This window comes from Pseudomonas sp. D3-10, from assembly GCF_051132175.1.
Classification (GTDB): domain Bacteria; phylum Pseudomonadota; class Gammaproteobacteria; order Pseudomonadales; family Pseudomonadaceae; genus Aquipseudomonas.
The window spans coordinates 888429-915159 of record NZ_CP071668.1 but is presented as its reverse complement, the minus strand read 5'-3'; the positions used below and the strand labels follow the sequence as shown (position 1 = coordinate 915159).

Genomic DNA, 26731 nt, shown 5'->3' with positions numbered 1-26731 from the left:
AACTAAGTCTCAGTTGGGGCTGGAGGGGTTTTCTTCAGGTCAAAAATCTACGTCTGGCTATCGCCTTCCGGATCCTCATCATCCGGCGTATCGATTGGCGAACCATCATCATCCTCGCCATCGTCCGGATCGCCTGCGTCCGCATCGGTCGCGGCAAGCATCAACTCACCCTGCGCCACCGATCCGCTTGATGCATGTTTTTCATGCTCATCGCACTCAGCCCAGGCAACCGTTGAACCGAGAGACAGCATCACCAACACCTTCAGCAAAAACATCATGCGTAGCAGCTTATTCATGACCAATTCCTTCTTTTTCCGGATAAAGCCGGGGCCCGACGGCGCTCAAGAAAATCTTGTTCTGAACTGCCCGGTTCACCAGATAAGACGCCACCGAACCGCCAGAAATGCCCCCGCACGACAGAATGGTTTCGAATAAGCCTTATTTCAAAACCAACTAACACCCAAAACCCAGTGTGGGAGCGAGCCTGCTCGCGAAGAGGTCGGCACATCCAGCATCCAGGCAGCCTGACCCACCGCTTTCGCGAGCAGGCTCGCTCCCACAGGGGCTATGGATGACCGGGAGATCGAGGATCTGACACAAGACCATTGTGGGAGCGGGCTTGCCCGCGAAGAGGCCGGCACAACCAACATCTAGGCAAGCTGACCTATCGCTTTCGCGAGCAGGCTCGCTCCCACAGCTTTTGGCTTTAAACGCTTACTGCTTAGTGATGCTCCCGCGTCGCGCGGAATTTCACATCCGGCCAGCGCTCTTCCATCAGCGCCAGGTTCACCCGGGTAGGCGCCAGGTAGGTCAAATGCCCACCACCATCCAGCGCAAGGTTTTCCACGGCCTTGTTGGAGAATTCCTCAAGCTTTTTCTTATCGCCACATTCGACCCAACGGGCGGAGTAAACGGTGATCGGCTCGTAGGAGCACTCAACCTTGTATTCCTCTTTCAGGCGGCTGGCGACGACGTCGAACTGCAGCACACCGACGGCGCCGAGGATGATGTCATTGCTGCGCTCCGGGAAGAACACCTGGGTGGCGCCTTCTTCGGCCAATTGCTGCAAACCTTGGCGCAACTGCTTGGATTTGAGCGGGTCCTTCAGGCGTACGCGGCGGAACAGTTCCGGGGCGAAGTGCGGGATGCCGGTGAAGCCCAGGGCTTCGCCTTCGGTGAAGGTGTCGCCGATCTGGATGGTGCCGTGGTTGTGCAGGCCGATGATGTCACCGGCGAAGGCTTCTTCCAGTTGCTCGCGTTCCGAGGAGAAGAAGGTCAAGGCATCGCCGATACGCACGTCCTTGCCGGTGCGCACGTGGCGCATCTTCATGCCTTTTTCGTATTTGCCGGAGCAGATACGCATGAAGGCAATGCGGTCGCGGTGCTTGGGGTCCATGTTCGCCTGGATCTTGAACACGAAGCCTGCGAACTTCTCTTCCACCGGCTCCACGGTGCGCTCGTTGGCAACGCGCGGCAGCGGGCGCGGGGCCCAGTCGACCACGGCGTCGAGCACATGGTCGACGCCGAAGTTGCCCAGGGCGGTCCCGAAGAACACCGGGGTCAGTTGCCCATCGATGAATTCCTGTTGGTTGAACTCATGGCAGGCGCCCTGCACCAGCTCCAGTTGCTCGACGAAACGCTCGTACTCATCGCCCAGGTGCGCGCGGGCTTCGTCGGAGTCGAGCTTCTGGATGATCTTGGTTTCGGTGCGTTCATGGCCGTGGCCTGGGGTGTAGACGATGATGTAGTCGTCGGCCAGGTGGTACACGCCCTTGAAGTCGCGATAGCAACCGATCGGCCAGGTGATCGGCGCGGCCTTGATCTTGAGGACGGCTTCGATCTCGTCGAGCAATTCGATCGGGTCGCGGATGTCGCGGTCGAGCTTGTTGATGAAGCTCACGATCGGCGTGTCACGCAGACGGCAGACGTCCATCAGCGCGATGGTCCGTGGCTCGACGCCCTTACCGCCGTCGAGAACCATCAAGGCCGAGTCCACCGCGGTCAGGGTGCGGTAGGTGTCTTCCGAGAAGTCTTCGTGGCCCGGGGTGTCGAGCAGGTTGATCATGTGATCGCGATACGGGAACTGCATGACCGACGTGGTAATGGAGATACCCCGCTGCTTTTCCATCTCCATCCAGTCAGAGGTGGCATGGCGGTCGGACTTGCGGGATTTCACCGTGCCGGCCACCGCAATCGCCTTGCCCATCAGCAAGAGCTTTTCGGTGATGGTGGTCTTACCGGCATCGGGGTGGGAAATAATGGCGAAAGTGCGGCGTTTCGCGACTTCGGCGGCCTGTTTGGTCATGGGAAATCGCCTGGCAGGTGATTCAAAAAAGGGCGGCGATTATAGCTCAACTTGGGCCAGGAACCGAACCGTTGAGCACATCGAGGGTGGCCAAATGCTGCCCAGCATGGGAACCTTTTGCCGCGTGGAGCCGTCCACAACCCTGATATGAGCAACCGTCGGGGCCTGCAAAATCAGCAAGTTAGCCTGACGAGGCTGCGCCCATGGCTCGCTTCGACGGTCCTTTGACCCGCCTCGAAAAGAGCTGCTTCTCGCGAACGTTTTCCCGGCATCCCATGATGGTTTGCCGCCCGAGCAAAGCGTGCGCCGACTAAAAGAAAAAGGAGTCCGCCTGTGGCTATCCGCTATGGCAAAGGGCTGACAGGGGCTGCGTTCGTCGTCGCACTCCTGGCCCTGTTGGTCCACTGGATTGGCATCGATACGATCCAACGCTACCGCGACGATCTGCTGTTTTACCTGCAAGCGCACCTGATGCTTGTATTGGCATCCATGTTGGCGGCCCTGATAGTCGGCATCCCAGCCGGCATACTCCTCAGCCGCCCCGGCATGGTCGGGCGTGCCGAACGCTTCATGCAAGTGTTCAACATCGGCAACACCGTGCCCCCCCTGGCCGTATTGGCCATCGCCCTAGGCGTCCTGGGCATCGGCAACGGGCCCGCCATCTTCGCCCTCTTCCTCGCCTCACTATTGCCCATCGTGCGCAACACCTATGAAGGCCTGAAAAACGTTCAGGGTTCCCTCAAGGAAGCCGCTATCGGCATCGGCATGACTGCGCGCCAGGTGTTGTGGAAAGTCGAATTGCCCAACGCCGTGCCAATCATAGTCGGCGGGGTGCGCGTGGCCCTGGCGATCAACGTCGGCACCGCGCCCCTGGCGTTCCTGATCGGCGCCAACAGCCTTGGCAGCCTGATCTTCCCCGGCATCGCCTTGAACAACCAGCCGCAATTGCTGCTCGGCGCAGCCTGCACCGCCCTGCTCGCTTTGCTGCTCGACGGGCTGGTGACACTGGCCAGCCGCCTCTGGCTGGAACGCGGTCTACGACCGTCCTGAGCCTGGCTGGATAAAGGAAACGTTATGAAGAAGATGAGCTTGATTCTGGGCTGCCTGCTGCTGTTCGCAGGGTTTGCCCAAGCCGCTGAAAAACCGCTGATCCGCCTCGGCGCCCGGGTATTCACCGAGCAGACATTGCTGGCGGAAATCACCGCGCAATACCTGCGTGACAAAGGTTACGACGCGCAAGTCACCGGCGGCCTGGGAAGCAACCTGGCCCGTAGCGCCCAGGAATCCGGGCAATTGGATGTGCTTTGGGAGTACACCGGCGTGTCGTTGGTGGCCTACAACCATGTCACCGAAAAACTCGACAGCGCCCAATCCTACGCCCGAGTGAAAGAACTCGACGCGAAAAAAGGCCTGGTCTGGCTTGCTCCGTCGAAATTCAGCAACACCTACGCCTTGGCCCTTCCTGAAAAAGTCGCGAAGAAGTACCCGCAGATCAACTCCATCAGCCAGTTGAACACGGTGTTGCAGGCCGAGGCCGACGAGAACCATCTGGTTGCCCTGGACACCGAGTTCGCCAACCGTTCCGACGGCCTGGCCGGCATGGTCAAGCAGTACGGTATGAACCTGACCCGCAGAAACATCCGCCAGATGGACGCGGGCCTGGTCTACACGGCGCTGCGCAACAGCCAGGTTTTCGCCGGTTTGGTGTACACCACCGACGGGCGCCTGAATGCCTTCAAACTGAAGCTGCTGGAAGACGACAAGCATTACTTCCCCGACTACACCGCCGCGCCGGTGGTACGCCAGGCATTCCTTGACGCGCACCCTCAACTGGCCGCGCAACTCAAGCCCCTGGCCGAACTGTTCGACGACGAAACCATGCGCCAGCTCAACGCCCGCGTGGACGTGGATCATGAAAGCCCTTCCGCCGTTGCCGCCGATTTCCTGCGTCAGCATTCGCTGCTCTCAACCCAATGACCTGGAGGAAAAGCCATGGATTTTCTTGACGCCTTTTCCCATCTGGACTGGCCGCTGGTGCTGCACCTGACCTGGCAGCACATCACCCTGGTGGGCATCGCCGTGACCCTGGCAATCGTGATCGGCGTGCCGCTGGGCATTTTCATGACCCGCTTCCCGGCGCTCGCCGGCCCGTTGCAGGCCAGCGCCACGGTGCTGCTGACGATTCCGTCGATTGCCCTGTTCGGGCTGCTGCTGCCGTTCTATTCCAAGTTCGGCCAAGGCCTGGGGCCGATGCCGGCGATCACCGCGGTGTTTCTTTATTCACTGTTACCGATCATGCGCAACACCTACCTGGCCCTGACCGGGGTCGAACCCGGTATTCGCGAAGCCGCCCGCGGCATCGGCATGACCTTCGGCCAGCGCCTGCGCATGGTCGAACTGCCCATCGCCGTGCCGGTGATCCTGGCTGGCGTGCGCACCGCCGTGGTCATGAACATCGGCGTCATGACCATCGCCGCCACCATCGGCGCCGGTGGCCTGGGCGTGCTCATCCTCGCTTCCATCAGCCGCAGCGATATGTCGATGCTGATCGTCGGCGCCTTGCTGGTCAGCCTCCTGGCCATCTTCGCCGACCTCCTTCTGCAATGGCTGCAACGCTCGCTGACCCCGAAAGGACTATTAAAATGATCGAACTTCAAAACCTCAGCAAAACCTTCAAGAGCAACGGCAAGGATGTCAAAGCCGTGGACTCGGTGAACCTGACCGTCAATGAAGGCGAGATCTGCGTGTTCCTCGGGCCGTCGGGCTGTGGCAAGAGCACCACGCTGAAAATGATCAACCGACTGATCCCGCCGACCTCGGGCAAGGTCTTGATCAATGGCGAAGACACCACCGGCCTGGACGAGGTGACCCTGCGCCGCAATATTGGCTATGTGATCCAGCAGATCGGTCTGTTCCCGAACATGACCATCGAGGAAAACATCACTGTGGTCCCACGCCTGCTGGGCTGGGACAAGCAGAAATGCCACGACCGCGCCCGCGAATTGATGAGCATGATCAAGCTTGAACCCAAGCAATACCTGCACCGATACCCGCGCGAATTGTCCGGCGGCCAGCAACAACGGATCGGTGTCATCCGCGCCCTGGCGGCCGATGCGCCGCTGTTGCTGATGGACGAGCCCTTCGGCGCGGTCGACCCGATCAACCGCGAGATGATCCAGAACGAGTTCTTCGAGATGCAGCGGGCGCTGAACAAGACCGTGATCATGGTCAGCCACGACATCGACGAGGCCATCAAGCTGGGGGACAAGATCGCGATCTTCCGCGCCGGTAAATTGATCCAGTGCGATCACCCGGACACGCTGCTGGCACATCCCGCCGATGAGTTCGTCAGCAATTTCGTCGGCCAGGACAGCACGCTCAAGCGCCTGCTATTGGTCAAGGCCGAAGACGCGGCGGACAACGCCCCCTCGGTCAGCCCCGAAACCCCGGTGGCCGAGGCGCTGGAACTGATGGACGAACATGACCGGCGCTACGTGGTGGTCACCTGTGCCGAGAATAAGGCCCTGGGGTATGTAAGACGCCGCGACCTGTACCGTCAGACCGGAACCTGCGGCCAATACCTGCGGGAATTCAATGCCACCGCCGCCTACGACGAACATCTGCGGATCCTGTTGTCACGCATGTACGAGTTCAATCGCTCGTGGCTGCCGGTGATGGACGCCGAGCGGGTGTTCCTCGGCGAAGTGACGCAGGAATCGATTGCCGAGTACCTGAGCTCCGGCAAGTCCCGTGGGGGCAAGACCAGTATTGTCTCGCCGGCGGAGGCTGCCTCAGTCTGACCAAGCACGACTGCTTTTGTGACGAGGGAGCTTGCTCCCGCTTGACCGGGCTGGCGCTCCAGTGCGAAGCGCTCGTCGCTTTTTTGGGGCCGCTGCGCGCCCCAGCGGGAGCAAGCTCCCTCGCCACAAAGGCAAAAGCCATATTGAGCAAGCTCGGAAACCTATCGAGGGGAACGTCAATCTGTCACGCAGGTCGGTTACATCATGAGCTGTCGCGGACCGCACGACGGATGCGCGCAAAAACGCGACATTTTTAGTTGATCTCAGGTCCCTCACGCCCTAAAGTTCGCGCCGAACGTCCATGCTGGAAACGATCCATCCGGCTCAAGTACTGACGACGAGACAGCAAGGCCAAGGGAATCAAGCGTCCCATGGCCTTTTTGCTTTCGGCGACATGCCTTGGGAAGTAGGCGAACCAAAGTGGGGATACGGAGGACGTTCGCGGGGGCAGCTTGCCCTCAAACCCATTGATTCTGATGTTTGCCAGTAGGAGTCCCAAGTATGTCGATCCAGGTCGAAGATTATTTCGCGCGCGAAACCTTTCAGAAAATGAAGGCGTTCGCCGACAAGCAGGAAACCCCGTTCGTGGTAATCGACACCGCGATGATCGCCCAGGCCTATGACGACCTGCGCGCCGGTTTCGAATTCGCCAAGGTCTACTATGCCGTCAAGGCCAACCCGGCGGTGGAAATCATCGACCTGCTCAAGGAAAAAGGCTCGAACTTCGACATCGCCTCGATCTACGAGCTGGACAAGGTCCTGAGCCGTGGCGTCGGCCCGGAGCAGATCAGCTACGGCAACACCATCAAGAAATCCCGAGACATCCGCTACTTCTATGACAAGGGCGTGCGCCTGTACGCCACTGACTCCGAAGCCGACCTGCGCAACATCGCCAAGGCCGCGCCGGGCTCCAAGGTGTATGTGCGGATCCTCACTGAAGGCTCGACCACCGCTGACTGGCCATTGTCGCGCAAGTTCGGCTGCCAGACCGACATGGCCATGGACCTGCTGATCCTCGCCCGAGACCTGGGCCTGGTGCCGTACGGCATCTCGTTCCACGTTGGCTCGCAACAGCGCGACATCAGCGTCTGGGACGCGGCTATCGCCAAGGTCAAGGTGATCTTCGAGCGCCTGAAGGAAGAAGACGGCATCGTCTTGAAGCTGATCAACATGGGCGGCGGCTTCCCGGCCAACTACATCACTCGTACCAACAGCCTGGAAACCTACGCCGAGGAAATCATCCGTTTCCTCAAGGAAGACTTCGGTGACGACCTGCCGGAAATCATCCTGGAGCCGGGCCGTTCGTTGATTGCAAACGCCGGTATCCTGGTCAGCGAAGTGGTGCTGGTGGCGCGCAAGTCCCGTACCGCCGTCGAGCGCTGGGTGTACACGGACGTGGGCAAGTTCTCCGGCCTGATCGAAACCATGGACGAAGCCATCAAGTTCCCGATCTGGACCGAGAAAAAAGGCGAGATGGAAGAAGTAGTGATCGCCGGCCCGACCTGCGACAGCGCCGACATCATGTACGAGAACTACAAGTACGGCTTGCCGTTGAACCTGGCAATCGGTGATCGCCTGTATTGGTTGTCGACCGGGGCCTATACCACCAGCTACAGCGCGGTGGAGTTCAATGGGTTTCCGCCGTTGAAGTCGTTTTACGTTTAATACGGCTGAATGAGAAGGTCCATGGGAAACCATGGACCTTTTTTATCTGCATAGCCACCTGTGAAAGTCATCCAGCATCGTCGTGCATTGCTCGAGTGTCTCAATGGCTGCGCCCAATCCAAAATTCAATTCTTTGAGATTGCCGGCATAACTTGCTCGCTCGACCTCTAGCATCGCAGCGTCCATGGACAGGTATAACGCTCGGGCAAGCAACCCCATCTGGGAATTAAGGTTACTGAAAATATTGAACAGGGCGGCAATATCAGCCTTGTACTCCGTAGCCCTGATTGACGCATCCGTGGAGGAATAACCCAGGTCCCATGACGGTGAAGTGCTGGCCTGCTGGAACAGTGCCTGCGCCAGCGTCGGTCGATCATGGCAATAGCAGCTTCGGTGATCCATGGCCCTCGTGAATATCGAGTACACCCCAAACGAGTCCTGGTTTATCCCGGCGAACTTGAAGTCGAGTTGCCTGATGGCACTTCTGACGTCAACAAGACGAAGGTAAAGCTCATGGACCAGATCCCCAACATTCTTCGGTGACGATAGTTTCCAACGTTCGGAACGAGAAAGACTGAAACGTCTGTAGTCAATTTCAGAAAGTGGCGTTTGCCTGGGGGTTTTCTCTGCCAGACCCAACGCTTCTCCCGCGAACAGCCTCAGTTCAGCCACATGAGTATCGACGAGCGCCTTGGTATCACTGACATCCCCCCCTAATGCCGAAAGGGCCCGCCCGTTGAAGTACGCGTTGTCTAATCGCGAATCCCTAGGAAGCGACGCTGCCTGATGACCGCTGACGCGGCTCCTTTCAAGAACTGCCGATATCCTGTCAAAGACCGAGCGCAAGCCGCCAAGGAAAGAAATATAACGGTCCAATGCCCTGCGCTGCCCCTCAGTAAAATCATGTCCATATCGATTCATGAGATGTTCCTGGCGATGGCCGCCTCTCGGACCGCCATCGCCTATAGCATTAATTCAATCGGCGCATGCCGACGCGGTGCCAGACTTTTTCATGGCTGGAGAATGGGTCGTAAGTATTGCGTGAATCCAGGAATGAGCGCGCGCGCGTTACGGACATTCTCTTCGACGGGCCGCGACCTTTCCCACGCGAATGCCTTTGAAAACTTCTCATAGGCAGCCACGACATTTCCAAACTCCTTGAGGTAGTCCCAGCGAACACTGTCCAACCTATCCAGACTCTCAACCAAGTCGATTTTCCCTTGGACCTCAGAAAGTTCCTTGTGCCGGTCTCCCGCCTCCATCATCAGTTGATGAGCCCTGTCACGAAGCCTGTCGCGCCCGGCAACCATATTGAGGTAGGAAAGGGTTTCTCCAATACCTGCGATCGTTTTTTTCAAAGTGTCCATCGCCAACAATGCCACCTGCATCTGAGGAGGTGCCATACCCATTGCCATCAGACTCTCCACTGTCAGCTGAGCTTCCTGGCCAATTTTTTCGACGCCGTTTCTTCCAATCAACTCGATAGCATTGGACACCGAAGCGACCTGTTCAAGCAGCTCGACACGCTTGGCTTCGGCCTTATCTTTTTGCTCTTCTACAAATGTCCGGTCTTGCAGCAATGCAAGCGTCCATTGTTTCGATGCTTCCCTGTCGTATCGGGCGCTCAGGTTAAGTTCGATCTGCTTGAGGTTGTCGACCTGCTGGCTAATTTCTCCGGATGTGGCTCGAAGCGCTTTCTCCATATCGTAGCGTACCTCTTGCTTATCCGACTCACTGCCAGGCTCTTCAAGTTCGTCCTGATATCTTTCAAGCCGTCCGTTTGTTCTATTCAGGATATGAAGCGCACTCTGTGCGGTGTTGCGAAGGTTGAACGTCTGGCTGTCAATAGCGGTGGCCAAACCCGTCATTCTGCCCACCACGGCCGGTAGGTAATCATGCCGTTCAGCGAGAAACTGCGTTTGCGTCTTTGCAGTCTGGACATTCGAGTTGTAGCCATACAACGCCCTGATATTGATTTGCGGATAATCCACACCACTTGATAACGAATACATTTGTACGCTCCTTGTCCTGATCAAATTACCGGCATCAATTTCCCGTTGAGCCTCTTCAAAAATCGCGTTCAGCGCCCGCGCGGTAGGGCCTATATCTTCGCCCCAAGGTTCAACCACCAGTTTGAGACTATTATGGAACGATCTCAGAGACACCGCATCGTGTACCTCATCGACTGTCTTCAGAGAGTCCTCAATGAACTGGCTGAGCGAATTCCAGACCAACATAAGGTTCTGCGTAGCGACTTCCGCTTCAATCGTGACCGCACTGAGATTTTGAAGATCACCCCGCACCCGGTTCAATGAAGAAAGTGTTTGATGTTTGCTACCCAATTTCGCGATAGCGGTATCTTGGGTGCTTTTCAGTTCGTTACGCTTTTTGCGTATGTTCTCGGCCTGAACGCCCTGGTAAATACCCATGATCAGACCGCCGACATTCAATGTCGCTGCGGCAACAATCGCTTCCTTGACCATGGCATCGTATTGGTTGTTGAGTTCATCAATCTCAGCGGCACGTTGATCGATGTCCTCCTGAATGCTCCGAATTTCGTCTTCATAGGGGTTTTCAGTCACAGCTTTCAAGCGCAACTTAATTCTCGGCAATACCTTTTCTCGCATGTCGGTCCCGAAACTATCCAGCTCCCGTCGGACCGCTTCAGCGGAGACATGACGGCTCTTGACCCCATCCAGTATGCTGTTGAGATAGAACTTTATTTCCCGGATATCCCCCGATGGGAGCGCCAGATCAGGAAGGTGCGGAATTTCAACCTTCAGCTTCAGGTATTCTTCAATGGTAGTTATGTTGTGTTCTTCCAGATACCTGGACGATCTAAGATCACCATAAACTTCGGAGATCGCAGCTCCCCGCCCGACGATAATACGGGCAAAGCCTTGCAGGTCAGCGCCGGTCAGTTGAATTTTTTCACGTAACGGTGACCAACGCCTAGCATGATCATACGTCGTGGTAAATGTTCCCAAAAAATCCATGGGCGTCAGCCCTGGGCGACCCGCATCACCGGCGCCATAGTTCAAATAGCTAATCACGTCAGTTAGCCGCTGAGGAAGCGACAATCCCAACATTTCATACCGTCTCAAGCTGATGACCTGTTCCTTGGTTAATTGTATCCCAGGCGCTCTGTTATATTGACCATCCCCCCCAAGCGACGCCTCGACGAAAACTTTGGGCGCTTTAGCGGCCGCCTCGACCACCTCTTTCCTCAACTTGAATTCCATAAAAGACTTCCTGTCTTCAATTGATAGATTACCGCCATCGACCGCACACAAATACCTACTTTATTAATAGCCGATCGCGAAAAGACTCTAGAGCAGATCCATGACCACCGACAACGATTCAAGTATTAACAAAAAAAACAGCCGAGCGCGCCAAAGCGCAAAACTGTCGACCCGACAAATCCTGAAAGTTAAAAAGATCCAAATATGTTTATGGAAAGCGACACTGTTGAAAGACATAGGGTTGGCGGCAGGCCTAGTTATGAGTTGTTGCTGCCCGTTATTTGAAAAAGCCGCTGCCGATAAGCACAAGCCATGGCACGAACTTCCGGATGCAGAGCATCCCGCAACGCCTCACTGCTCACGCGAAGGAAACTCACATTTCCACCCGCCAGCGCCTCGCGCAGCCAAGTCAAGGACTCGTCGATGCGACCTTCTTGCGCCAGCACCGCCGCATGGCTGAACTGGCCTCGGAAATCTCCAGCTTCGGCCGAACGCCGATACCACTCGGCCGCCGCAACTGGATCCGCCGGGCAACAGCGCCCGTCCTCCAGATAACGCCCCAGCAGGTTCATTGACTTGGCGTGGCCCAATTCTGCGGCGCGGCGGTACAGGGCCAACGCCTGCGGCTGATCTTCAGTAACCCCACGCCCGGTCGCCAACAGGTTGGCGTAGTTGTACATCGCCCAATCCAGCCCTGCCTCGGCGACCTGTCGATAATGGGCGGCAGCGACTGCAGGATCGGCAACACAGCCCCAACCATGCTCATGGCAACGGCCCAGCATGTTGCGCGCCATCAAGTGCCCACGTTGGGCGGCGATGTCGAACCAGCGCAGGGCCAGGGGTTTGTCCTGTTCGATGCCCTGCCCATCCAGCAGTATTTGCCCAAGCAGCGCCTGGGCCTCCAGCACGCCAGCGCCAGCAGCGATGAGAATCGCCTGCGCCGCGCGCGCCGGGCTGTCCTTGAGCATGGCTTTGAGGCTTTCGCCGTCGAGCACCTCTTCTCGGCGCAGACGAAAATCCGCCACTTACACCTCGACCCAGCGGCGCAACAGGTTGTGATAGGTGCCGGTCAGGCGGATCAACGAAGGGTGGTCGGGTACGTCCCGGGTCAATTGCTGGATCGCGCCGTCCATCTCGAACAGCAGTGCCCGCTGGCTGTCTTCGCGCACCAGGCTTTGTGTCCAGAAAAACGAGGCGTAGCGCGCGCCCCGGGTGACGGCGTTGACCTTGTGCAGGCTGGTCCCCGGATACAACACCATGTCGCCGGCCGGCAGCTTGACCCGCTGGGTGCCGTAGGTGTCCTGGATTTCCAGCTCACCGCCGTCGTAGTCCTGCGGGTCGCTGAAGAATAGCGTCGCCGATAGGTCGGTGCGCACCCGCTCGGCACTGCCCTTGGGCTGGCGCACGGCATTGTCGATGTGGAAATCGAAGCTGCCGCCAGCGCTGTAACAGTTCACCAATGGCGGGAACACCTTGTGCGGCAGGGCCGCCGACATGAACAGCGGGTTTTTCCACAGCCGTTCAAGCATGGCCGCGCCGATCTCCTTGGCCAGGGGATGGCCCTCGGGCAGTTGCAGGTTGTGCTTGGCCTTGGCCGATTGATAACCGGCGGTGACCTTGCCGTCCTCCCATTCGGCCTGCTCCAGCGCTTCACGAATACGCTGCGCTTCTTCGGCGCTAAACACACCGGGGATGTGCAACAACATGGCATTCGGACCTGTGGATAGAGGGGCGCCAATGGTAGTGATTCTTATTGGCTGTGCACAACCCCGCACAACGCACCACTCGACGGAAACCGTAAGGGCAAATTGTAAAGAATGTAAATTCCTCTCAAATAGCAATATTTCGCAATTGATACAAATACCTGTTTCCCCTATATTCCGCGGCCTCAAACCTTGGGGAAGGCACTGTTCATGTCGCGTCAACAACTACAATCACCGGCCCATTCACCTCGTTTACTGGCTTCCGCCATCGGCGTCGCGCTCAGTGCAACCTCCGTGGCGCAGATGGCCCAGGCGGCAGAAAATACCGAAGAAAAAGCCCCGCGCAATGCCATTTCCCTGGATGCCACCAGTATCACCGGCGAAGCCCAGGACACGACGTCCTATCAGGTCGAGAAAGCCTCGTCCTCGAAATACACCGCGCCGCTGGTCGACACGCCACGCTCGGTGACGGTCATCCCCCAGCAAGTGCTCAAGGACACCGGCGCGCTCAACATGCAAGACGCGCTGCGCACCGTGCCCGGCATTACTTTCGGCGCGGGTGAAGGCGGCAACCCCCAGGGCGACCGCCCCTTCATCCGTGGCTTCGATGCCCAGGGCGACACTTACCTGGATAACGTGCGTGACACCGGTTCCCAGAGCCGGGAGATCTTCGCGGTCGAGTCCATCGAGGTCAGCAAGGGCCCCAACTCCGCCATCGGTGGCCGTGGCGCCGCCGGCGGCACCATCAACCTGGTGAGCAAGAAAGCGCATCTGGGCGACTCCTTCGACGGCGGTTTCACCTGGGGTTCGGACCAGACCCAGCGCTACACACTGGACGGCAATTACCAGTTCAGCGACAGCGCCGCCGGCCGTCTCAACCTGATGAGCCATGAAAGCAACGTCGCCGGTCGTGACAAGGTCAACTACGACCGCTGGGGCGTCGCGCCATCGCTGGCGTTCGGCCTGGGCACCGATACCCGGGTCAACCTCGATTACTACCACCTGGAAAGCAACGACCTGCCGGATTCGGGCATTCCCTACACCGTGCCCGCCTCGGGTCGTACGGCCGATCGCACCAAGGCCAACCCCGACAAGCCCTACGCCGGCGGCGACAGCAGTAACTTCTACGGCCTCACCGACCGCGACTTCCGCAAGACTCGCGTCGACACGGCGACCATCGCCATCGAGCACGACCTGAGCGATGCACTGACGGTCAAGAACACCCTGCGCCACGGCTCCAGCATGCAGGACTACATCCTGACCCAGCCCGACGACAGCAAGGGCAACGTCAACAATGGTACGGTCTGGCGCCGGGCCAACACCCGCGTCAGCAATGTCGACACCACCACCAACCAGACCGATCTGTTTGGCGATTTTTACGTCGCAGGATTCAAGAACAGCTTCTCCACAGGCATCGAACTGAGCCGCGAAACCGGCGAGAAATCCTCTTACAACGTCAACACCGACACCGTGCCGGGCACCGCCGCCGCGAACACCAACTGCACCCCGGCGACAGTCGGCTCGCCAAGCGGGAACAACTGCACGTCGCTGTCCAATCCAAACCCGAACGATCCCTGGAACGGCGCGATTTCCCGCAACTACGCCGGCACCGACACCACCAGCGTCACCCGTGCGCTTTACGTGTTCGACACTTTGGAGCTGTCACCGCAATGGCTGGTGAACATGGGCTTGCGTTACGACCACTTCGACACGAAATACAAAACCTACAATGCCGCCGGCACCACCACTTCCAAGGGTGATGACACCAGCGAGTTCGTTACCGGCCAGTTCGGCCTGGTCTGGAAACCGGCGGACAACGGCAGCATCTATGCGTCCTACGCCACCTCGGCCACGCCGCCGGGCAACACGGTCGGTGAAGGTCAGGAAGGCAACCCGCTGGGTGGCACGCCGGACCGCAGCGGCAACCTGCTCGCCAGCGACATGGAGCCGGAAACCACCAAGAACTACGAAATCGGCACCAAGTGGGACTTGCTCGACAGTCGCCTGTCACTGACGGCCGCGATCTTCCGCACCGAGAAGGAAAACGCCCGGGTCCAGGTCGACACCACCACCTATGAAAACGCCGGCAAGACCCGCGTCGACGGCCTCGAACTGTCAGCCAGCGGCAAGCTCACGGAAAAGTGGCAAGTATTCGCCGGCTATAGCTACCTGGACAGCGAACAGGTCGATGGCGGGCCGTTGAGTGTTACCGATGGCAATCAATTGCCCAACACACCGAAGAACAGCGCCAGCGTCTGGACCACCTATGCCCTCACGCCAAAGCTGACCATCGGTGGCGGTGCCTTTTATGTGGACGATGTATTTGGCAGCGTGGCGAATACTACGATGGTCGATTCCTACGTGCGTTACGACGCCATGGCCAGCTACAAGGTCAGCAAAAACCTGGACCTGCAACTCAACGTGCAGAACCTGACGGACGAGACTTACTACGACAAGGCTTTCTCGACCCACTTCGCCAACCAGGCGGCCGGGCGCACCGCGTTGTTGAGTACCAATTTCCACTTCTAAAGGCGAAAACCCGATGCCGATGGTCAGGCAATGTACTTGTGGGCTAGCTCGCTCCCACGGGACTGAGCCCCCGGCCATCACGGACCGGCACCGGGCAAAAAGCCCCGCTCATGCAAATGATCGGGGCTTTCAGGTGTGTTTATGAATGGTTCTCGATAACACACGGCATAATGCACGCCGTGACAAACAGTATTGAACGAACAAGGCGGGCGACGTGTTGAAGAAAACCCTGTTCCAGTTGCACTGGTTCTTTGGCATCAGTGCCGGGCTGGTCCTGGCATTGATGGGCATTACCGGTGCGTTGGTGTCGTTTCAGGACGAGATCCTGCGCGCGCTGAACCCACAGGTGCTGACGGTTGAAAAGCAACCGGCCGGCATATTGCCGCCTGCCGAACTGGTGGAACAGATCGAAGCCGCGTCCGGCAAGACCGTCAGCATGCTCTGGGTAGAGACCGACAGCGGCAACGCCGCACGGGCGGTTTTCACCGCCTCGCCCGGGGAAAAGCGTGGCCCGATGCGCTACTTCAATCCCTACAACGCGCAATTCATGGGGGATGTGGTGGGGCAGGACTTCTTTGGTCTGATGCTCCGTCTGCACCGCGTCCTCACCCTGGACGACGTAGGCCGGCAGATCACCGGCGCGTGCACGCTGATCCTGGTGTTTTTCTGCCTGTCCGGGCTTTACCTGCGCTGGCCGCGCCAATGGAAAAACTGGCGCGCCTGGCTGACCCTCGATTGGGCGAAAAAAGGCCGCAGTTTCAATTGGGACCTGCACTCCGTCGCGGGCACCTGGTGCCTGGTGTTCTACCTGCTGGCCGCCTTGACCGGGCTGACCTGGTCCTACGAGTGGTACAACAAAGGCGTAACCCGCCTGCTTTCCGATTCGCCCAAGGATGAGCGCGTGCGCAAGCGCGGCCCCGCACCCGGTGGCCCGGCGCCGATCGCCGACTACCGCGCCATGTGGAGCAGCATCTACAGCGCCGCCGGCCCCGACCTGTCCGCCTATAACGTGCGCATGCCGCCGGTAGCGGGACAACCGGCGACCGTGTTCTACCTGCTGAAAAACTCCCCCCATGACCGGGCGCTGAACCAGCTTATCCTCGACCCGGCCACCGGCGTCGTCAGCCGTCACAGCCGCTACAGCGACAAAAGCTTCAAGGCGCAATTGCTGACCAGCATCTACGCCCTCCATGTCGGCAGCTACTTCGGCCTGGTCGGCCGGATCCTGGTGACCGTCGCCGCGCTGGCCATGCCGCTGTTTTTCATCACTGGCTGGCTGTTGTATCTCGATCGTCGACGCAAGAAGCGCCAGGTCCAAAAGGCCCGCCAGGCGCTGACCCAAACCCCTGGTGACGCCCCGGCGTGGCTGATCGGTTTCGCCAGCCAGAGCGGTTTCGCCGAGCAACTGGCCTGGCAGACCGCCGGCCAGCTCCAGGCCGCCGGCCTGCCGGTGAAGGTCCGGCCATTGGCCGGCGTCAGCGAGCAGGATTTGAACAGCTCCACTCGCGCCTTGTTCGTGGTCAGTACCTTTGGCGATGGCGAAGGCCCCGACAGTGTCCGGGGTTTCGAGCGCAAGGTGTTGGGCCAGCCGCTGAGCCTGGAGCGCTTGCAGTATTCGGTGCTGGGCCTGGGCGACCGCCAATATGAAAACTTCTGCGGCTTCGCCCGCCGCCTGCATGCCTGGCTGGCGGAACACGGCGGCAAGACACTGTTCGCGCCGGTGGAAGTGGACAGCGGCGATCCTTACGCCTTGCGCCACTGGCAACAACAGCTGGCGGAACTCACCGGCCAGGCCCCGGCGGACGCCTGGCAGGCGCCGAGTTTCGAGCATTGGACGTTGAACCAACGCACCCTGCTCAACCCCGACAGCTGCGGGTCTGGCGTATACCTGCTGGGCCTCACCGCACCGGGGCCGAGCAGTTGGCTGGCCGGTGACCTGGTGGAAATCCTGCCGCGCAATGATCCATGGGCCATTGAACATTTCCTCGATGGGCTGGGCATCGCCGGTATTGCTCGGGTACACGTCGACGGCTTGCAGCAGACACTCGAACAAGCCCTGGCGACACGCCAGTTGCCGGAAAACCGCGCCCATCTGGTCGGCCTGCACGCCCAGGCACTGGTGGAGGCGTTGGCACCGCTGGGCATGCGCGAATACTCCATCGCATCGATCCCCGCCGATGGCGTGCTGGAACTGATCGTGCGCCAGGAGCGCCGCGCCGATGGCAGCCTGGGCGTCGGCTCCGGCTGGCTGACCGAACATGCGCCGCTGGGCAGCCCAATCAGCTTGCGGGTAAGACGCAACAGCAGCTTTCATCTGCCACCCCAAGGCGTACCGATGATCCTGCTGGGCAACGGAACCGGCCTGGCCGGCCTGCGCAGTTTGCTCAAGGCCCGTGTTGCCGAGGGCATGCAACGCAACTGGCTGCTGTTTGGCGAACGCAACCGCGAACACGATTTCCATTGTCGCGATGAGCTTCAGGAATGGGTCACCTCCGGCGACCTGGAGCGACTGGACCTGGCCTTCTCCCGAGACCAGGGCAAGAAAATCTACGTCCAGGATCGCCTGCTGGAATCGGCGGCATTGCTCAAGCAATGGCTGGCCGACGGCGCGGTGATCTATGTCTGCGGCAGCCTGCAAGGCATGGCGTCAGGGGTGGATCACGTGCTCAACCTGGTGCTGGGGCGTGAGGAAGTGGAGAAGCTGATCGAGCAAGGGCGGTATCGGCGGGATGTGTACTGACGGAACGCTTATCCAGAATTGAATCGAATCCCCAGTGGGAGCGAGCTTGCTCGCGAAGGCGGTGTGCCAGGCAACACTTGTGCAAACTGACACACCGCTTTCGCGAGCAGGCTCGCTCCCACATGGGTCTGTGTTGAGCTTCAGGGCTCACACCGGCTGCAACTTCTTCTCGAACACCGCCAGCCCTTCCAGGTCCCGCAGCACCACGCTCATCTCCCCGCTCTGCCCGTCGATGTTCACCTCGCCAAAGAACTGATAGCCGGCAAACGGCGAGGTGTTCTGGGCCGGAGGGGCTTTCTGGAACACCACTTCAGGGCCGAAGGTCTTGTCCAAGGGATTGGGCCCGAAGCTGCCGGCGTTCAATGGGCCGGCGACGAACTCCCAGAAGGGTTCGAAATCCTGAAACGCGGCGTGTTCGGGGTGGTAGTGGTGGGCGGCGCAATAGTGGACATCGGCGGTGAGCCAGACGTAGTTGCGCACCTGATGCTTGCGCAGATAACCGAGCAATTCGGCGATCTCGACTTCGCGCCCCTGGGCCTCGCCCGGGTCACCGTTGGCGACCGCTTCCCAACGCGCAACGCCGGGGCTGACCTCGCCATCCGGCACGCCCAGGCCGATGGGCATGTCAGCAGCGATGACTTTCCACTGGGCACCGGATTGCTTCAATTCGCGCTTGAGCCAGTCCAACTGCTCCCGCCCGAGGAACGGTTTGGCCGCACCGAGGTTCGCGTCATTGGCTTGTCGATAGCTGCGCATGTCCAGCACAAACACATCCAGCATCGGCCCGTAACCAAGCTTGCGGTAGATGCGCCCTCCCCCATCGGCCTTCTGCAGGCGCATCGGCGCGTATTCCAACCAGGCCTGTCGCGCACGACCGACCAGGCTGTGGATATCCTTGGTCTGGTAGCGCTCGTCCAGTTGCTTGCCCGGCGACCAGTTGTTGACCACTTCGTGATCGTCCCACTGCCAGATCTGCGGCACTTCGGCGTTGAAACGGCGGACGTTTTCATCCATCAGGTTGTAGCGGTAGTTACCGCGATATTCATCCAGGGTCTCGGCGACCTTGCTCTTGGCTTCGGTGGTCAGGTTGCGCCAGATGCGCCCGCCCTCTGTGGTGATCTGCGCCGGCACCGGGCCGTCGGCATAGATGGTGTCGCCGCTGTGGATGAAGAAATCCGGCAGGCGCAGGCGCATGGCCTCATAGATGCGAATGCCGCCGATGTCCGGATTGATACCAAAACCCTGGCCGACGGTGTCGCCGCTCCAGACAAAACGGATGTTGCGCTTGAACTGCGGCGCGCTGCGCAGGTGGCCGAGCCACGGCTCGCTGGCCACACCGCTCTGGGCGTCTTGGAAATGCACGCGGTAGAAAATCGCCTGGTCGGGTGGCAAGCCGGTGAGCTCGACCCGAGCGGTGAAATCGCTGCGGCTATCGGCCAGCGCCGAGACGAAGCGCCGGGGGTTGGGGAACTGACTGCGGGTGTCCCACTCCACCACCATCCTCGCCGGGCGGTCGCTGCGGCTCCAGATCATCGCGCGATCACCTTGCAAGTCGCCCGACTGCACACCTTCGGTCAACACGGGCCGGTCCTTGACCGAAGCGATCACGGCCGGGGCCAGCCCGGGCAGCAACAAGCCCGCGCCAACGACTTGCATCACACGGCGGCGGCCCAGGTCGAATTCGCTCATGGTGTTCTCCCCAAATGGGAAAACTTAAGCATGGCTGTGTGAAGTGGGTGTGACAGGGATTTTACGGACATCAATGACCTTTGTGGGAGCGAGCCTGCTCGCGAAGCGGTGTGTCAGACAACAAACTCATCGACTGACACACCGCATTCGCGAGCAGGCTCGCTCCCACAAGGGGAAAGTTACTGTCTCAAAAGCGATCAGGCCTTCGCCGGCTCCAACGCCATTTCCACCACTTCCGGTCGCTTGAGCAGCGCATACGCCACTGCCGTCACCAAACTCCCCGCCACGATCGCCAGCAGGTACAAAAGCGCGTGGTTGATGGCATTGGGGATCAGCATCACGAACAGCCCGCCGTGAGGTGCCATGAGTTTGCAGCCGAAGTACATCGACAGCGCACCGGTCAGCGCGCCGCCGGCAATGCTGGCCGGGATCACCCGCAGTGGATCCTTGGCCGCGAACGGGATCGCGCCTTCGGAGATGAAGCACAGCCCCAGCACCAGCGCTGCCTTACCGGCCTCACGCTCGGTCTTGGCGAACTTGCGGCGGGCTATGAACGTGGCGATGCCCAGCCCAATCGGCGGCACCATGCCGGCGGCCATGGTCGCGGCCATGGGTGCATAACTTTGCGAAGCCAGCAGTCCCACGGAAAACGCGTAGGCGGCTTTGTTGATCGGCCCACCGAGGTCCACGCACATCATCGCCCCCAGCAGCACGCCCAGCAAAAGCGCGTTGGTGGTGCCCATGCTGTCGAGGAAATGGGTCAGACCCTCAAGCATGCCCGCCACCGGTTTGCCTACGATGTAGATCATCACCAGGCCGGTGAACAGGCTCGCCAGCAACGGAATGATCAGGATCGGCTTGAGCGCTTCAAGGCTCTGGGGCAGGCGCGCGTAACGGTTGATCGCCTTGGCCGCATACCCGGCGAGGAAACCGGCGATGATCCCGCCGATGAATCCAGCGCCCAGGGTGCTGGCCAGCATCCCGCCGATCATCCCTGGCGCCAGGCCAGGTCGGTCAGCAATCGAATAGGCGATGTAGCCCGCCAGCAGCGGCACCATCAATTTGAATGCGGTGTCGCCGCCAATCTGCATCAGCGCTGCTGCGAGAGTGCCAGGTTCCTTGAAGGCCTCGATGCCGAATACGAACGACAAAGCGATCATCAAGCCACCCGCTACCACCATCGGCAGCATGAACGAAACACCCGTCAGCAAGTGTTTATAGACACCGCTTTTTTCCGCCTTCGCCGGGCCCGTGGAAGCACCACTCGCTGCGCTTTCCTGGACGCCTTCGGCCAAGGCTTTTTTCAGCGTGGCTTCGGCTTGTTTCAACGCAATGCCGGTGCCGCAGCGATAGATTTTCTTACCGGCGAAACGCTCGGTGGCGACCTCGATATCGGTCGCCAGCAACACCACATCGGCCTCGGCAATCGCCTCGGGGCTGAGCGGGTTGCGGGCACCCACCGAGCCCTGGGTTTCGATCTTCAGGTCATAACCCAAGCGTGCCGCTGCCTGTTGCAAGGCTTCAGCGGCCATGAAGGTATGGGCGACGCCGGTCGGGCACGCGGTGATGGCCACCAGGCGCGGGGCGCGTGCGGTCGATGGCGCAGGTTCTTCGGCGAGCACCTCGGCCTCGCCCAGCACTTGGGCCTCTTCGGCGCCGCGACGTAGCACCGCGTCAACGTCCTGCAGGGCGAGGGCCGGGGTGCTGCGAAACACCCGCTTGCCAACGAATCGCGACAGGTCCACCGGGCCGCTGGCAACCAGCAATACCCATTCGGCCGCTTCGAGGGTCGCCGCCGACAACTGGCGTTCCGGGTGGGCCGCGTCATGGACTTCGACACTGGTGCTCCAACCTTGGCGCTGGGCCGCCGCATCCAGCAGGCGGGCGCACAACACGCTGGTGACCATGCCGTTCGGGCAAGCCGTCACAATGGCTAATTTCATCTTGCGAACCCTCTTATTGTTCTGTCAGGGGGCGCACGCGCACGCCCTGTTCAAGCGACGCCAGCAAGGCGGTGTCGTGGATGCCGAACCCGATCTGGGTGACCGCCATGGCGGCGATGGCCGTGGCGGTGCGCAGGGTCTGCTCCGGTGCGTGGGCAGCGAGCAATCCATGCAGCATGCCGGCCAGCAGCGAATCGCCGGCGCCCACGGTGCTGGCGACAGTGACCTTGGGCGGCGAGGCATGCAGGGCCGAACCAACGCTGAACCAATTCACACCGTCGGCGCCGTGGGAAATCACCACATGTTCCACGCCTTGGGCATGCAACCGCTGAGCCGCTTGTGCCTGGGCGACCTCGGTCACCACGTCGCAACCTAGCGCATCGGCCAGCTCCTCGGTATTGGGCTTGATCAGCCATGGCCCCGCCGCCAGGGCGACGCGCAACGCTTCGCCGCTGGTGTCGAGGGCGACGTTCAGGCCGAGCTGTTTGAGCCGCATGATCAGCGCCTGCAACCATTGCGCACTGACGCCTCGGGGCATGCTGCCGGCAACCACTACGGCATCGTGGCCTGGGGCTATCTGCTCGAGACGTTCCAGCAACGCTTGTTGCGCGGCTTCATCGACCATCGGGCCAGGACCGTTGAGGTCAGTGATGCGTCCGTCCTGTTCGGCCAGCTTGATGTTGCTGCGGGTTTCGCCGGGGACGCGAATAAAAGCGTCGACGAAGCCACGCTGGATAAACAGCGTCTCGAACACTTGGGCGTTGTCTTCACCCAGGAAACCACTGACGGTCAGGGTGTGGCCGAGGTCCGCCAGCACCTGCGCCACGTTCACGCCCTTGCCGGCGGCGTGGGCGTGCATGGCGTCGCTGCGGTTGACCTGGCCCGGTTCCAGGCGCGCCAACTCAACCGTGAGGTCGAGCGCCGGGTTAAGGGTCAGGGTAAGAATCTTCGCCATTACAGCGCCTCCACTAATGCGCGCACGTCATCGGCGCTGCCCACGGCCAATGCCGCTTGGGCCAGGGTTTGTACTTGTGCCAGGCTCAATTCGCGGACTCGTGCCTTGACCTCCGCGATGCTGCGGGCCGAGACACTCAACTCGTCCACGCCCAGGCCCACCAACACCGGCACCGCCAGCGGATCGGCCGCCAGTTCGCCGCACACACCGACCCATTTGCCATGGGCATGGGCGGCGCGCACGGTGATGTCGATCAGTTGCAATACCGCCGGGTGCAAGCCATCGGCCTGGGCCGACAGGGTCGGGTGACCACGGTCGATCGCCAGGGTGTATTGCGTCAGGTCGTTGGTGCCGACGCTGAAGAAATCGACTTCCTTGGCGAGTACCGGCGCCAGCAGCGCGGCGGACGGCACTTCGATCATGATGCCCAATTGCAAATCCGCCACGGGGATCTCCCGACGCAGACGCTCGGTCATGTCCCGGGCCTGGCGCCACTCGTCGATGCTGCCGACCATGGGGAACATGATCCGCAGCGGACGGTTGTCCGCCGAGCGCAACAGGGCGCGCAGTTGCGCTTCCATGACGTGGGGGCGCTGCAAGGTCAGGCGGATGCCGCGCACGCCGAGGAAGGGGTTTTCTTCCTTCGCGATCGGCCAATAAGGCAACGGCTTGTCGCCGCCGACGTCGAGGGTGCGCACCACCAGCGGCCGACCGGCCAGGCCATCGAGCACCTTGCGGTATTCGGCTTCCTGGGTCGCTTCGTCCGGGGCCTCGGTGTGAGCCATGAAGATAAGCTCGGTGCGCAACAGGCCGATGCCTTCGGCGCCCTGCTCCACCGCGCTGGTGACGCCGGCGCTTTCGCCGATGTTGGCGAATACTTCAACGGCATGACCGTCGCGGGTCAGCGCCGGTTGGTGGCGCTGTTCGGCGGCGATTTTCAGACGCTGCTCACGGGTGTCGCGCTCTTCAGCGGCCCGTTGCAGGGTCGCAGCGTCCGGGTCGACATGCAGCCGACCACGCTGCCCATCCAGCAGCAAGGACGTGCCCGGCGCCAACAGCAACACCGCCGCGCCTGCGCCCACCAAGGCCGGAATGCCCAGGGCGCGGGCGACAATGGCACTGTGGGCGGTGGCGCCGCCGCGTGCGGTGAGGATCCCCGCCACGCGGGCCGGGTCCAGGCGCGCGACGTCGGAGGGGCCGACTTCGTCCATCACCAGGATGTAGGGTTGATCCGGTTCAGCCGGGGTCTCGATGCCGCACAACTGCGCCAGCACCCGACGGCCAACATCCCGCAGATCGGCGGCGCGCTCGGCAAGCAAGGCATCCTGCAGGGCTTCCTGTTCCTTCGCGGCGGCTTCGATCACGCCCATCCACGCCGCTTGCGCGCTCTCGCCCAGCTTCAGGCGGGTGTCGACTTCGTCGGTCAGTTCCGGGTCGTCGAGCATTTCCTGGTGGGTGATGAAAATCTCGCGGATGGCCTTGGCCTTGGCGCGCTCGATCAAGCCCTCGATGTCCCGACGTACCTGGCCTAGGGCGTTTTGTAGACGCTCGCGCTCGATCGCCGGAGACTCGCCACGCAGTGGATAATCGATGTCTTGCTGCACTTGGATATGCGCCGGGCCGATGGCAATGCCCGGCGCGGCGGCGACGGCCTGGATCAGGCTGCCGGATTCCGGCGCGAGCAGCACGGTGGCAACTTCGGCAATGGTGGTTTCTCGCGGCGCGCTCGGTGGCGGCAGCGGTTCGACCTCTTCGCCGAGACCTTCTTCGACGGCTGCGAGCAACGCCGGCAACGCGTCGGCGGCAATGCTGGGTTCGGCAATGAACTCCAGGACCTGACCGCGACGGGCGCCCAGACTCAGCAGTTTGCTCAGACTCTTCACCGATACGGCGCTGTCCTGGCCGTCGACGATGCGCACGCGGATCTCGCCTTCGAAACTTTTCGCCAGCTGGGCAAGGATTTTCGCTGGGCGCGCGTGCAGGCCGTGGGCATTCGCCAGTCCGATGCGCGCGCTGGGCCAGTCGGCGGGCAGTTCGCCCCCCAGCACTTCCAGGACCTTGCGGCTGCTGGTAGCGCGGCCCAATTCGTGGCCGCGACCTTCGATCAGCAATGCGCAAAGCCTTTCCAGCAACGCCTGGTGGGCCTCGCCGAGGCTGGCCAGGCAGAACAACCCGCTCAGGGGTTGGCCCAGATAACGAATGGGTTTGTCGGGCGTGACGAAGGCCAGGCCCGGGCGCTTGACGGTCTGTTCGCTGTGCAGCCACCAGAGCCCATCGCCGAGAGGCAACGCTTCGACCTGCTGCAGCACGCCGGCGAAGCCGTTGCTCACGCAATCGGCCTGGCGTAACAAACGGGCGCCGCGCCACACCAGTTCTTCGAAATCGTCGGCCGACACGCCGAGGCCGATCATCTGCGCATCCAGCGCCAGTTCCTGCGGCGCGCCTTGCAGCAGTTTCAGCAAGGCTTCGGCGCTGCCGGCGCGACGCAATGCCTGGCCCAGATCGGTCTCGCCGAGGGCGCGGGTCAGCAGTTGCAGCAGGCGCAGGTGTTCGTCGGACTTGGCGGCGATGCCGATCGCCAGGTAAACAATCTGGCCGTCGCCCCAGTCCACGCCTTCGGGAAATTGAAGCAAGCGCACGCCGGTGGAATACACCAGGTCGCGGGTCTGCGGAGTACCGTGGGGGATGGCAATACCTTGGCCAAGAAAGGTCGAGCCCTGGGCCTCGCGGGCCTGCAATCCGGCAAGATAACCCTCGGCTACCAGGCCATCGGCCACCAGTTTGTCAGCGAGCAGTTGCAGCGCGGCGTCTTTATCCACAGCCACCTGGGCCATGGATATCTGCTCTAGAGTGAGCTCGAGCATGCTTTCTCCTTTTTGGCGTCCGGTTGGCGCCAGGTATTGTTTTGAATGAATCAGCTTAGCGTTGCAAACGGCTTGCGGCGGTGTCGCGGCAGTGCGACCGAAAACCCTGAAGCCCTGAAAATACGCTTGCTGAAACGTTTAATCTAGAAAGATTGGCACGTTACTCGATAATCTCCCATCCTTGAAGTGCAACTTGTCGAAAGCGTCCGGGGGTGACCATCGATCCGAATCGGGTAGGATGAGCCTTCATTGTCGGGGCAAACTCGAAAAAACAAGGAAAACCGGGTTGAAACTCAGTGATATCGCCCAGCTCGCCGGTGTGTCCGTGACCACCGCCAGCTACGTCATCAACGGCAAGGCCGAACAGCAACGCATCAGCAACGCGACCGTCGAACGGGTGCGGGCGGTGGTCCAAGAGCATGGCTTCACGCCCAACCCACAGGCCGCCGGACTGCGCAGCCGGCATACCCGCACGTTGGGGTTCATCCTGCCCGACCTGGAGAACCCCAGTTACGCGCGTATCGCCAAGCTGCTGGAACAAGGTGCCCGCGCCCGAGGTTATCAGTTGCTGATCGCCAGCTCCGATGATGCGCCTGATAGCGAGCGCCAGTTGCTGCAACTGTTCCGCGCCCGACGCTGCGATGCGCTGATCGTTGCCAGTTGCCTGCCCGCCGAAGACGATAGCTACCGCCAATTGCAGGCCAAGGGCATCCCGATCATCGCCATCGACCGGGTGATGGAACCGGCGCAGTTCTGCTCGGTAATCAGCGACGACCGCCAGGCCAGCCTGCAACTGACTCGAAGCCTGCTGGAAACGAATCCACGGCAGATCGCGCTGATCAGCGCCCGCCCCGAACTGAGCATCAGCCAGGAGCGGACCGCCGGTTTCCGCGAGGCGCTGGCCGGGTTCGAAGGCCAGGTGCTGATCGAGCACGGCGAGTCGTTCAGCCGTGAATGCGGTCGTCAGTTGATGGACGACATGCTCGCGCGCCTGGGCCATCTCCCCGATGCGCTGGTCACCACCTCTTATGTGCTGCTGCAAGGGGTGTTCGATGCCCTGCATGATTTTCCGCTCAAGGCGCGTCCCCTGCGCCTGGGCACCTTTGGCGATACGCAACTGTTGGATTTCCTGCCGCTGCCGGTCAACGCCATGTCCCAGCAGCATCAACTGATCGCCGACAGAGCCTTGGAACTGGCGCTGGCGGCCATCGAAAACGATGTCTATCAACCCGGTGTCCAGGCGATTGCGCGCACGTTCAAGCAGCGCATTCACCAGGGCTGAGGTTCAGGGTGCGG

Annotated in this window: 18 protein-coding genes; 8 read left to right on the top strand and 10 right to left on the bottom strand. The window is 60.7% G+C overall.

The genetic code is table 11. The features are described 5' to 3' along the window. Positions 1 to 47: 47 nt before the first annotated feature. Both J3P90_RS03910 and J3P90_RS03905 read right to left on the bottom strand, forming a co-directional pair. Positions 48 to 296: a hypothetical protein gene (locus J3P90_RS03910; RefSeq protein WP_434611663.1), complete on the bottom strand. Its 249-nt coding sequence runs from the start codon at positions 294 to 296 to the stop codon at positions 48 to 50. A gap of 425 nt (positions 297 to 721) precedes the next feature. Further along, positions 722 to 2305, bottom strand: coding sequence for a peptide chain release factor 3 (locus J3P90_RS03905; protein ID WP_434560681.1), 1584 nt, complete (start codon positions 2303 to 2305; stop codon positions 722 to 724). Between the two features lie 333 nt (positions 2306 to 2638). Between J3P90_RS03905 and J3P90_RS03900 the strand changes: the two genes are divergently transcribed. The 5 genes from J3P90_RS03900 (at position 2639) to J3P90_RS03880 (ending at position 7770) form a co-directional block, all read left to right on the top strand. Next, positions 2639 to 3355, top strand: a complete 717-nt coding sequence (locus tag J3P90_RS03900) for an ABC transporter permease (RefSeq protein WP_420765551.1) — start codon at positions 2639 to 2641, stop codon at positions 3353 to 3355. Positions 3356 to 3379: 24 nt separating this feature from the next. After that, entirely contained in the window at positions 3380 to 4282 is a 903-nt protein-coding gene (locus J3P90_RS03895) for a glycine betaine ABC transporter substrate-binding protein (RefSeq protein ID WP_434675856.1), read from the top strand. Between the two features lie 15 nt (positions 4283 to 4297). Then, entirely contained in the window at positions 4298 to 4951 is a 654-nt protein-coding gene (locus J3P90_RS03890) for an ABC transporter permease (RefSeq protein ID WP_420765553.1), read from the top strand. Next, positions 4948 to 6105: an osmoprotectant ABC transporter ATP-binding protein OsmV gene (locus J3P90_RS03885; protein WP_434607804.1), complete on the top strand. Its 1158-nt coding sequence runs from the start codon at positions 4948 to 4950 to the stop codon at positions 6103 to 6105. The genes J3P90_RS03890 and J3P90_RS03885 overlap by 4 nt, the downstream gene beginning before the upstream one ends. A gap of 501 nt (positions 6106 to 6606) precedes the next feature. After that, on the top strand, positions 6607 to 7770 hold the full coding sequence (locus tag J3P90_RS03880; RefSeq protein WP_420765555.1) for a type III PLP-dependent enzyme: 1164 nt from the start codon (positions 6607 to 6609) through the stop codon (positions 7768 to 7770). A 42-nt stretch (positions 7771 to 7812) separates the two neighbouring features. Here the strand turns inward: J3P90_RS03880 and J3P90_RS03875 are convergent, their stop codons facing one another. The 4 genes from J3P90_RS03875 to J3P90_RS03860 form a co-directional block, all read right to left on the bottom strand. Then, entirely contained in the window at positions 7813 to 8691 is an 879-nt protein-coding gene (locus J3P90_RS03875) for a hypothetical protein (RefSeq protein WP_434675855.1), read from the bottom strand. A gap of 89 nt (positions 8692 to 8780) precedes the next feature. Further along, positions 8781 to 11012: an alpha-xenorhabdolysin family binary toxin subunit A gene (locus J3P90_RS03870; RefSeq protein ID WP_434675854.1), complete on the bottom strand. Its 2232-nt coding sequence runs from the start codon at positions 11010 to 11012 to the stop codon at positions 8781 to 8783. Positions 11013 to 11269: 257 nt separating this feature from the next. Further along, positions 11270 to 11980, bottom strand: a complete 711-nt coding sequence (locus J3P90_RS03865) for a tetratricopeptide repeat protein (RefSeq protein WP_434676537.1) — start codon at positions 11978 to 11980, stop codon at positions 11270 to 11272. Between the two features lie 57 nt (positions 11981 to 12037). After that, positions 12038 to 12718, bottom strand: coding sequence for a Fe2+-dependent dioxygenase (locus J3P90_RS03860; RefSeq protein WP_434560693.1), 681 nt, complete (start codon positions 12716 to 12718; stop codon positions 12038 to 12040). A 207-nt stretch (positions 12719 to 12925) separates the two neighbouring features. Between J3P90_RS03860 and J3P90_RS03855 the strand changes: the two genes are divergently transcribed. Both J3P90_RS03855 and J3P90_RS03850 read left to right on the top strand, forming a co-directional pair. Then, positions 12926 to 15244: a TonB-dependent receptor gene (locus J3P90_RS03855; protein ID WP_434607813.1), complete on the top strand. Its 2319-nt coding sequence runs from the start codon at positions 12926 to 12928 to the stop codon at positions 15242 to 15244. 214 nt (positions 15245 to 15458) lie between these two features. Next, positions 15459 to 17984 (top strand): PepSY domain-containing protein, encoded by a 2526-nt coding sequence (locus J3P90_RS03850; protein ID WP_434675853.1) that lies wholly within the window; start codon positions 15459 to 15461, stop codon positions 17982 to 17984. A 147-nt stretch (positions 17985 to 18131) separates the two neighbouring features. Here J3P90_RS03850 and J3P90_RS03845 read toward each other — a convergent pair whose 3' ends face one another. The 4 genes from J3P90_RS03845 to ptsP form a co-directional block, all read right to left on the bottom strand. Continuing rightward, positions 18132 to 19673, bottom strand: a complete 1542-nt coding sequence (locus J3P90_RS03845; RefSeq protein ID WP_434675852.1) for an alkaline phosphatase D family protein — start codon at positions 19671 to 19673, stop codon at positions 18132 to 18134. A 197-nt stretch (positions 19674 to 19870) separates the two neighbouring features. After that, on the bottom strand, positions 19871 to 21616 hold the full coding sequence (locus J3P90_RS03840; RefSeq protein WP_434675851.1) for a PTS fructose-like transporter subunit IIB: 1746 nt from the start codon (positions 21614 to 21616) through the stop codon (positions 19871 to 19873). A gap of 13 nt (positions 21617 to 21629) precedes the next feature. After that, complete coding sequence (pfkB, locus tag J3P90_RS03835) at positions 21630 to 22571, bottom strand: 1-phosphofructokinase (RefSeq protein ID WP_434560703.1); 942 nt, start codon at positions 22569 to 22571, stop codon at positions 21630 to 21632. Further along, positions 22571 to 25435 carry a phosphoenolpyruvate--protein phosphotransferase gene (ptsP, locus tag J3P90_RS03830; RefSeq protein ID WP_434675850.1) on the bottom strand — a complete coding sequence of 955 codons (2865 nt, stop codon included), beginning with the start codon at positions 25433 to 25435 and terminating at the stop codon, positions 22571 to 22573. The genes pfkB and ptsP overlap by 1 nt, the downstream gene beginning before the upstream one ends. Before the next feature lie 286 nt (positions 25436 to 25721). On the opposite strand from ptsP, the gene cra reads away from it, so the two are divergent. Then, positions 25722 to 26717 carry a catabolite repressor/activator gene (gene cra, locus J3P90_RS03825; protein WP_434675849.1) on the top strand — a complete coding sequence of 332 codons (996 nt, stop codon included), beginning with the start codon at positions 25722 to 25724 and terminating at the stop codon, positions 26715 to 26717. Positions 26718 to 26731 lie beyond the last annotated feature (14 nt).

Coding starts and splice junctions, on each gene's coding strand:
- J3P90_RS03910 (WP_434611663.1), bottom strand. CDS start 296: ATGAATAAGCTGCTACGCATGATGTTTTTGCTGAAGGTGTTGGTGATG.
- J3P90_RS03905 (WP_434560681.1), bottom strand. CDS start 2,305: ATGACCAAACAGGCCGCCGAAGTCGCGAAACGCCGCACTTTCGCCATT.
- J3P90_RS03895 (WP_434675856.1), top strand. CDS start 3,380: ATGAAGAAGATGAGCTTGATTCTGGGCTGCCTGCTGCTGTTCGCAGGG.
- J3P90_RS03890 (WP_420765553.1), top strand. CDS start 4,298: ATGGATTTTCTTGACGCCTTTTCCCATCTGGACTGGCCGCTGGTGCTG.
- J3P90_RS03885 (WP_434607804.1), top strand. CDS start 4,948: ATGATCGAACTTCAAAACCTCAGCAAAACCTTCAAGAGCAACGGCAAG.
- J3P90_RS03880 (WP_420765555.1), top strand. CDS start 6,607: ATGTCGATCCAGGTCGAAGATTATTTCGCGCGCGAAACCTTTCAGAAA.
- J3P90_RS03875 (WP_434675855.1), bottom strand. CDS start 8,691: ATGAATCGATATGGACATGATTTTACTGAGGGGCAGCGCAGGGCATTG.
- J3P90_RS03870 (WP_434675854.1), bottom strand. CDS start 11,012: ATGGAATTCAAGTTGAGGAAAGAGGTGGTCGAGGCGGCCGCTAAAGCG.
- J3P90_RS03865 (WP_434676537.1), bottom strand. CDS start 11,980: ATGCTCAAGGACAGCCCGGCGCGCGCGGCGCAGGCGATTCTCATCGCT.
- J3P90_RS03860 (WP_434560693.1), bottom strand. CDS start 12,718: ATGTTGTTGCACATCCCCGGTGTGTTTAGCGCCGAAGAAGCGCAGCGT.
- J3P90_RS03855 (WP_434607813.1), top strand. CDS start 12,926: ATGTCGCGTCAACAACTACAATCACCGGCCCATTCACCTCGTTTACTG.
- J3P90_RS03845 (WP_434675852.1), bottom strand. CDS start 19,673: ATGAGCGAATTCGACCTGGGCCGCCGCCGTGTGATGCAAGTCGTTGGC.
- J3P90_RS03840 (WP_434675851.1), bottom strand. CDS start 21,616: ATGAAATTAGCCATTGTGACGGCTTGCCCGAACGGCATGGTCACCAGC.
- pfkB (WP_434560703.1), bottom strand. CDS start 22,571: ATGGCGAAGATTCTTACCCTGACCCTTAACCCGGCGCTCGACCTCACG.
- ptsP (WP_434675850.1), bottom strand. CDS start 25,435: ATGCTCGAGCTCACTCTAGAGCAGATATCCATGGCCCAGGTGGCTGTG.